The 6,660-nt window shown below is 71.8% G+C and carries 6 protein-coding genes; all 6 read left to right on the top strand.

Annotation, left to right across the window (positions count from 1 at the left end):
* The first annotated feature begins 7 nt into the window (after nt 1–7).
* On the top strand, nt 8–1,858 hold the full coding sequence (gene glmS / locus ACWTSU_RS04270; RefSeq protein ID WP_455138640.1) for a glutamine--fructose-6-phosphate transaminase (isomerizing): 1,851 nt from the start codon (nt 8–10) through the stop codon (nt 1,856–1,858).
* Nucleotides 1,859–1,861: 3 nt separating this feature from the next.
* On the top strand, nt 1,862–2,440 hold the full coding sequence (gene acpS, locus ACWTSU_RS04275; RefSeq protein WP_455138641.1) for a holo-ACP synthase: 579 nt from the start codon (nt 1,862–1,864) through the stop codon (nt 2,438–2,440).
* 3 nt (nt 2,441–2,443) lie between these two features.
* Nucleotides 2,444–4,057, top strand: a complete 1,614-nt coding sequence (locus ACWTSU_RS04280; protein WP_455138642.1) for an NAD(P)H-hydrate dehydratase — start codon at nt 2,444–2,446, stop codon at nt 4,055–4,057.
* Between the two features lie 44 nt (nt 4,058–4,101).
* Complete coding sequence (gene alr / locus ACWTSU_RS04285; RefSeq protein WP_455138643.1) at nt 4,102–5,259, top strand: alanine racemase; 1,158 nt, start codon at nt 4,102–4,104, stop codon at nt 5,257–5,259.
* A 94-nt stretch (nt 5,260–5,353) separates the two neighbouring features.
* Nucleotides 5,354–5,968 carry a uracil-DNA glycosylase gene (locus ACWTSU_RS04290; protein ID WP_455138645.1) on the top strand — a complete coding sequence of 205 codons (615 nt, stop codon included), beginning with the start codon at nt 5,354–5,356 and terminating at the stop codon, nt 5,966–5,968.
* A complete protein-coding gene (tsaE, locus tag ACWTSU_RS04295) occupies nt 5,968–6,459 on the top strand; it encodes a tRNA (adenosine(37)-N6)-threonylcarbamoyltransferase complex ATPase subunit type 1 TsaE (RefSeq protein ID WP_455138644.1) in 492 nt (163 codons plus the stop codon). The genes ACWTSU_RS04290 and tsaE overlap by 1 nt, the downstream gene beginning before the upstream one ends.
* Nucleotides 6,460–6,660: the final 201 nt, after the last annotated feature.

Consider the following 6,660-nt stretch of genomic DNA (forward strand, 5'->3'; position numbering starts at 1 on the left):
GGCCCGCATGTGCGGAATCGTAGGCTATACCGGACGTGACCAGGCGGTCGAGTACCTTCTCGAGGGATTGCGGACGCTCGAGTACCGCGGCTACGACTCCGCGGGCGTCGAGGTCGTGGGCGCCGACGGCGAACTGCACGGCGTGAAGTGCGCCGGTCGCGTCTCGGCGCTCGCCGAGCGCTGCTCCACGGCCAACCTGGTGGGGACTACAGGCATCGCGCACACGCGCTGGGCCACGCACGGCGCCCCCACCGACCGCAACTCCCACCCGCACCGCGACTGCACGGGGCGCATCGCCATTGTGCACAACGGCATCATCGAGAACTTCCGCGAGCTTCGCGGCTACCTGCGGCGCAACGGCCACGAGCTCGCCAGCGAGACCGACTCCGAGGTCATCGCGCACCTGATCGAGGAGGCGTGGGCGGGCCCCGCCAAGGGCGACCTGGTGGCCGCCGTGCGCAACGCGTGCCGCCGCCTCGAGGGCTCCTGGGCCATCGCGGCCGTGTGCGCCGACGCGCCCGGCGAGGTCGTGTGCGCGCGCAACGGCTCGCCGCTCGTGGTGGCCTCCACGGAGAGCGGGGCCTACGCGGCCTCCGACGTCACGCCGCTCGCGAGCGTGACCTCGCACGTCATCCAGCTCGAGAACGGGCAGATCGCGCGCCTCGAGCAGAGCGGGCGGGTGACGGTCTTCGACGAGGACGGAGCGCTCGTGGAGCACCCGGCCACGCTCGACATCGACTGGGACGCCTCGGCGGCCACGCTCGGCGGCTACTCCGACTTCATGGCCAAGGAGATCGCCGAGCAGCCCGAGGCCATCGAGCGCCTGCTCGACGGACGGCTTGGCGAGCACGGCATCGAGCTCGACGAGCTCTCGATGAGCCGGGCCGACCTCGCCGCCATCGACCGCGTCTACCTCATCGCGTGCGGCACGTCCTACCACGTGAGCCTCATCGCGCGCACGCTGATCCAGACCTGGGCGAAGGTCCAGGTCATCTGCGACTACGCCTCGGAGTTCAACTACGAGCAGGACGTGCTCGTGACGCCCAACACGCTCTGCGTCATCATCACGCAGTCCGGCGAGACGGCCGACACGCTCACGGCGGCGCGCCGCATGAGGGGGATGGGCTGCCGCGTCTTCGCGATCACCAACGTGCTCGGCTCCTCGGCCGCGCGCGAGTCCGACGGCACCCTCTACGTGCAGGCGGGCCCCGAGGTCTGCGTGGCCTCCACCAAGGCCTACACCGCGCAGATGGTGGCCGCCGCCCTTCTCGCCCTGCGCCTCGCCGAGGCGCGTGGCGAGATGGACCGCGCGGAGGTGGAGCGCCACTACCGCGACCTCTGCGCGATTCCGGACCTCATCCGCGAGGTCATCGGTCGCTCCTGGCAGGACAAGCAGGCCGCCCCGCTCTTCCGCAACGCCCGCTCGGCGCTGTTCCTGGGCCGCGGCGTCAACTCGACGACCGCCTACGAGGGCGCGCTCAAGCTCAAGGAGATCAGCTACCTGCACGCCGAGGCCTACCCGGCGGGCGAGATGAAGCACGGCCCCATCGCGCTTCTGGAGCCGGGCTTCCCGGTGGTGGCCATCGTGCCGGCAGACCGCGTGCACGACAAGACCGTCTCCAACATCCAGGAGGTCATCGCGCGCGGTGCCGTGTGCGTGGCGGTGGCGACCGACGGCGACGAGGCCGTGGCGTCGCTCGTGGAGCACGTGCTGTGGATCCCGCCGGTGCCCGACGAGCTTCTCGTCCCCATCGTGGCGGTGGTGCACCTGCAGATGCTCGCGCGCTACGTGGCGCGCGCCCGCGGCTGCGACGTGGACAAGCCGCGCAACCTCGCCAAGTCCGTCACGGTGGAGTAGCCCATGGCAACGGCGGGCGTCGGCGTGGACATGCTCGAGATCTCGCGGATGGAGCAGGTGCTGGCGAGAAGCCCCCGCTTCGCCGAGAAGGTCTTCACGGACGAGGAGCGCGCCTACTGCGACGGCACGGCCCGTCCCGCCGAGCACTACGCCGCGCGCTGGGCGGCTCGCGAGGCCGTGGTCAAGGCGCTCGGCACGGGATTCTCGGGCGGCGTGGGCCTGCGCGACGTCTCGGTGGGGCGCGACGAGAGCGGACGCCCCCGCGCGATCCTCGCCGGCCGCGTGGCCGAGCTGGTGGCCGAGCGGGGCGTTCGCGAGGTGGCCCTCTCCATCTCCCACACCCACGACGTGGCCGTGGCCAACGCCATCCTGGTGACCGACGACGTGCGCCCCGCGCCCGACACGCGCCACGAGGCCGAGCGCGCGCTCGCGACCTCGTTCAAGGAGGCCCGCTCCATCCTGGACGAGCTGGAGCGTGCCCAGGCGAGTGAGCTCGAGGGCCTCGGCCTGGGGACCGAGGAGGCCGTGACCCCCGCGACGGGGCGGGGGGACGAAGGTTCCGTCTCTCTTTCGAAGGAGTAGCATATGCAGCCCGTGCTCAACGTCGAGGACGTCAAATGCGTTGAGGTGGCGCTCACCCGCGAGGGCGTGAGCGTGTCGGAGCTCATGCACCGCGCCGGCTACGCCGCCGCGCAGGAGGTGCTCGAGCTCGGCGACGTGGACAACGTGGTGGTGCTCGTGGGGCTGGGCAACAACGGCGGGGACGGCTGGGTCGCCGCTGAGGTCCTGCACGAGCGGGGCGTCAACGTGACCGTGGCGAGCCCCATCGAGCCCGACGCCCTCTCCGGCGACCTGGCGCGCCAGGTCGCCCAGAGCGCTCTGCGCGCGGGCGTCTCAACGCTCGTGGGGCCGGCGCGCGACGAGCTCGAGGAGCTTCTCGCCACCGCGGACGTGGTGCTCGACTGCATGCTGGGCACCGGTTTCCACGGCGAGGTGCGTCCGCCGTTCGACATCTGGATCGAGTGTGTCAACGCGAGTCCGGCGCGCGTGGTGGCCGTGGACGTGCCGAGCGGGCTGTCGGCCCAGACCGGGCACTCGGGCAGCGCGTGCGTGGTCGCCGACCTCACGGTCACGATGCTCGCGCTCAAGCCCGGCCTTCTGGCCGACGACGGGCGCGACGTGTGCGGCGCCATCGTGGTGGCCCCGCTCGCCGAGCAGACCGAGCGGCTGGTGGTGGAGGCCGACCCCGTGGCGTGGCGCACCGACCTGGCGGACTACCTGGGCGCCCTCCCGGAGCGCACGGCGGCCGTCGACAAGTTCTCGCGCGGGTCGGTGCTCGTGGTGGGCGGCTCGCGGCGCTATCCCGGCGCCGCCGTCATGGCGGCCCGCGCCGCCGCGCGCATGGGCGCCGGCTACGTGACGCTGGCCACGCCGGTCTCCGCCGCCCCCGTGGCGCAGGCGCACCTGCTGGAGATCCCGGTGGTGCCGCTGGCCGAGGACGCCGACGGCACGATCGCCTCGGAGGCGCGGGAGGTGGTGCTCAAGCTGGCGCGCCGCGTCTCGGCGGTGCTCGTGGGGCCGGGCCTGCGCGTGAGCGGCGGCACGTGCGCCGTCGTGTCCGCGCTTCTCGCCGCCGACGTGCCCCTGGTGATCGACGCCGACGGCCTCAACTGCCTCGCCCGTCTGACCAACGGCGCGCTGCCCGACTTCCCCGAGATCACGCGCCGCAACGCGCCGCTCGTGCTGACGCCGCACCGCGGCGAGCTCGGCCGGCTCGTGGGGCGTCCCACCAACCCGCCCGCCTCGCTCGTGGAGCAGCTCGACGCCGCGCGACAGATCGTGTGGGCCGACGGCGGCTCGGAGCTCGTGGTGGTGACCAAGGGCACGGCCACCGGCTGCGTGAGCGTCGAGCAGGCCGTGCTGCCCAAGCCGGGCCCCGCCGCGCTGGCGACGGCCGGATCGGGCGACGTCCTGGCGGGCATGACGGCCTCGGCCCTGGCGCAGCGCGCGGGCGCGGACGTGGACCTCACGCTGCTTTCGGCCTACGTCTGCGAGATCCACGCCTACGCGGGGTCGCTGGCGGCCGAGCGCGTGGGCTCGCGCGCCGTCATGGCAACCGACGTCATTGACGTGATCGGCATGGCCTCTGACGCGGTCGAGGAGCACGTGACGTACCCGGAGCCCCCCGCGGGGGAGTAGAGTAGGGGGCGTCACGGGCGTCGCGACGCGAAGGGGGGCGTGCCATGGAGGTCCGGGGTCCCGAGACCCGCTGGTCGTGGGTCGAGGTGAACCTTGCCGCGCTGAGGCGCAACACCTCCGCGCTGAGGAGGCAGCTGAGCCGCGGCACCCAGATGATGTGCGTGGTCAAGGCGGACGCCTACGGGCACGGAGCGGTGCCGTGCGTGAAGGTCATGCACTCGGCCGGGGCCTCGCAGTTCGCCGTGGCCACGGTCGCCGAGGGCGTCGCGCTGCGCGAGGCGGGCATCGAGTGGCCGATCCTGGTCCTCTCCGAGCCCCCCGTCGAGAGCGTGGGCACGCTCGTGGAGCACGACCTCATGCCCGCGGTCTACACGGCGGAGTTCGCGCTGGCGCTCGGCGAGGCCGCCGCGTCGGCGGGGCGCGTGGCCCGCTACCACCTGGCCGTCGACACCGGCATGACGCGCATCGGCGTGCGCCGCCAGGACGCCGTGGAGCTGCGCCGCACCATCGACTTCCACCGCGGGCTGGAGTGCGCGGGCACCTTCACGCACTTCGCGACCGCCGACCTTCCCGACGACTGGGACTTCGCGCTGCAGCTCAACCGCTTCCGCGAGACCGTCGCCGCGCTGCGGGGCGCCGGCCTGGAGACGGGCCTGGTGCACTGCGACAACACGCCGGGCACGATCCTGCACCCCGAGTGTCACTTCGACATGTGTCGCGTGGGCATCGGCCTCTATGGCCTGCACCCGGCCGACGTCACGCGCGGCTACGTGGACCTCGAGCCGGTCATGAGCGTGCGCGGGCGCGTGGTGCGCGTGCTCTACCCCAGCGTCGGCGACGGCGTGGGCTACGGCCTCACGTACCGCGTGCCCAAGCAGAACATCCAGATCGCCACGGTGCCCATCGGCTACGCGGACGGCCTCGCGCGCGAGCTCTCCAACAAGATGGACGTGCTCGTTGACGGCGGCCGCTGCCGGCAGGTGGGCAACATCTGCATGGACCAGTTCATGTTCGCGGTCGACGTCAACAGCGCCCGCGCGTACCGGCCGTCGCGCCCCGTCGAGTACGGCGACGTGGTCACGGTCCTCGGCGCCGACGGCGACGAGCGCATCGACGCCGACGAGATGGCCGACCTGCGCCACACGATCAACTACGAGATTGTCTGCGACTTTGGGATGAGACTTGAGAAGATCTACACCTAGCGAGAGGGACGCGACCGGCGCGCCCGGCGCCGCCGGCACGGCCGGCAGGCGCGGCGGCCGCCGGACGGCCGCGCAGAGAAGGGGGCTCGACCTCATGTCCGTCATGCACATTCCGGGGCACGAACACCAGCGCCCGCGCGAGGTCACGCTTCAGGAGATCCGCGACCTCATGGGCAACTGCCAGCTCTGCCCGCTCGGGCAGACGCGCACCAACCTCGTCTTCGGCGTGGGCAACCCGCGCGCCCGCGTGATGTTCATCGGCGAGGGCCCCGGGCGCAACGAGGACCTCCAGGGCGAGCCGTTCGTGGGCGCCGCTGGCAAGAAGCTCGACTCGCTGCTCTCCTGCGCCGGTCTCACGCGCGAGGAGATCTACATCGCCAACGTCATCAAGTGCCGCCCGCCCGGAAACCGCAACCCGCGCCCCGAGGAGATCGAGGCGTGCTCGCCGTTTCTGCGCGAGCAGATCCGCAGCATCTGGCCCGACGTAATCGTCTGCCTGGGCAACTTCGCCTCGCAGTTCGTGCTGCGCACCGAGAAGGGCGTGACGTCGCTGCGCGGCCAGCTCTACCAGACCGGCCACTTCACCGTCTGCCCGACCTTCCACCCCGCGGCGTGCATCTACCACTCCGACTGGCAGCCGCTGCTGGAAGCGGACCTGCGTATGGTGGGCGCCTGGCTCGCCGAGCACCCGGCCGAGGGCGAGGCGTGATGGGTGCCGCGGACGAGCGGCGCTTCGTGACGCGCTCACGCGAGGAGACGATCGCCGTGGGCGAGCGTCTGGGCGCGGCGCTCGAGGCCGGTGACGTGCTCGTGCTGACGGGGGGCCTGGGAGCGGGAAAGACCCAGCTCACCAAGGGAATCGCCGCGGGCATGGGCGTGGACGCCGACGTCACGAGCCCCACCTTCACCATCGAGATGGTCTACGAAGGCGCACGGATGCCGCTCTACCACTTCGACCTCTACCGCCTGGACGACGCGGACCAGCTCGAGGACACGGGCATCTTCGACGTGCTCGGCGCCGACGGCGTCTGCGCGATCGAGTGGGGCGAGCAGTTCTCCGACGAGATCGGCGACGCGCGCGTGGACGTGTACGTGACGCGCCTCGAGGACGAGGCCGCGGGGGGCGAGGAGCCGCCGCGCGAGGTTCGTCTCGTCGCGCACGACGCACGCGGACGGGAATTTCTCGCCGCGCTGGGTTGACTGTCCCCCGACGCCCCCTCGCTCGCGTTCTTCTCGCCCCGATGTCCCTCTCGTCTGCAACCTCCTCATCCGATTAACCCGCAAAATCTGACATTCATAAACCTTAATCCTAGGATGGGACCGCGGACGAAAAGTTGGACCGGGAGGTCCGGGACTGGGGGTCCGCATGCACGACAGGGAGACCGTGGGGCTGTTCCTGCT

Source organism: Thermophilibacter sp., from assembly GCF_966187215.1.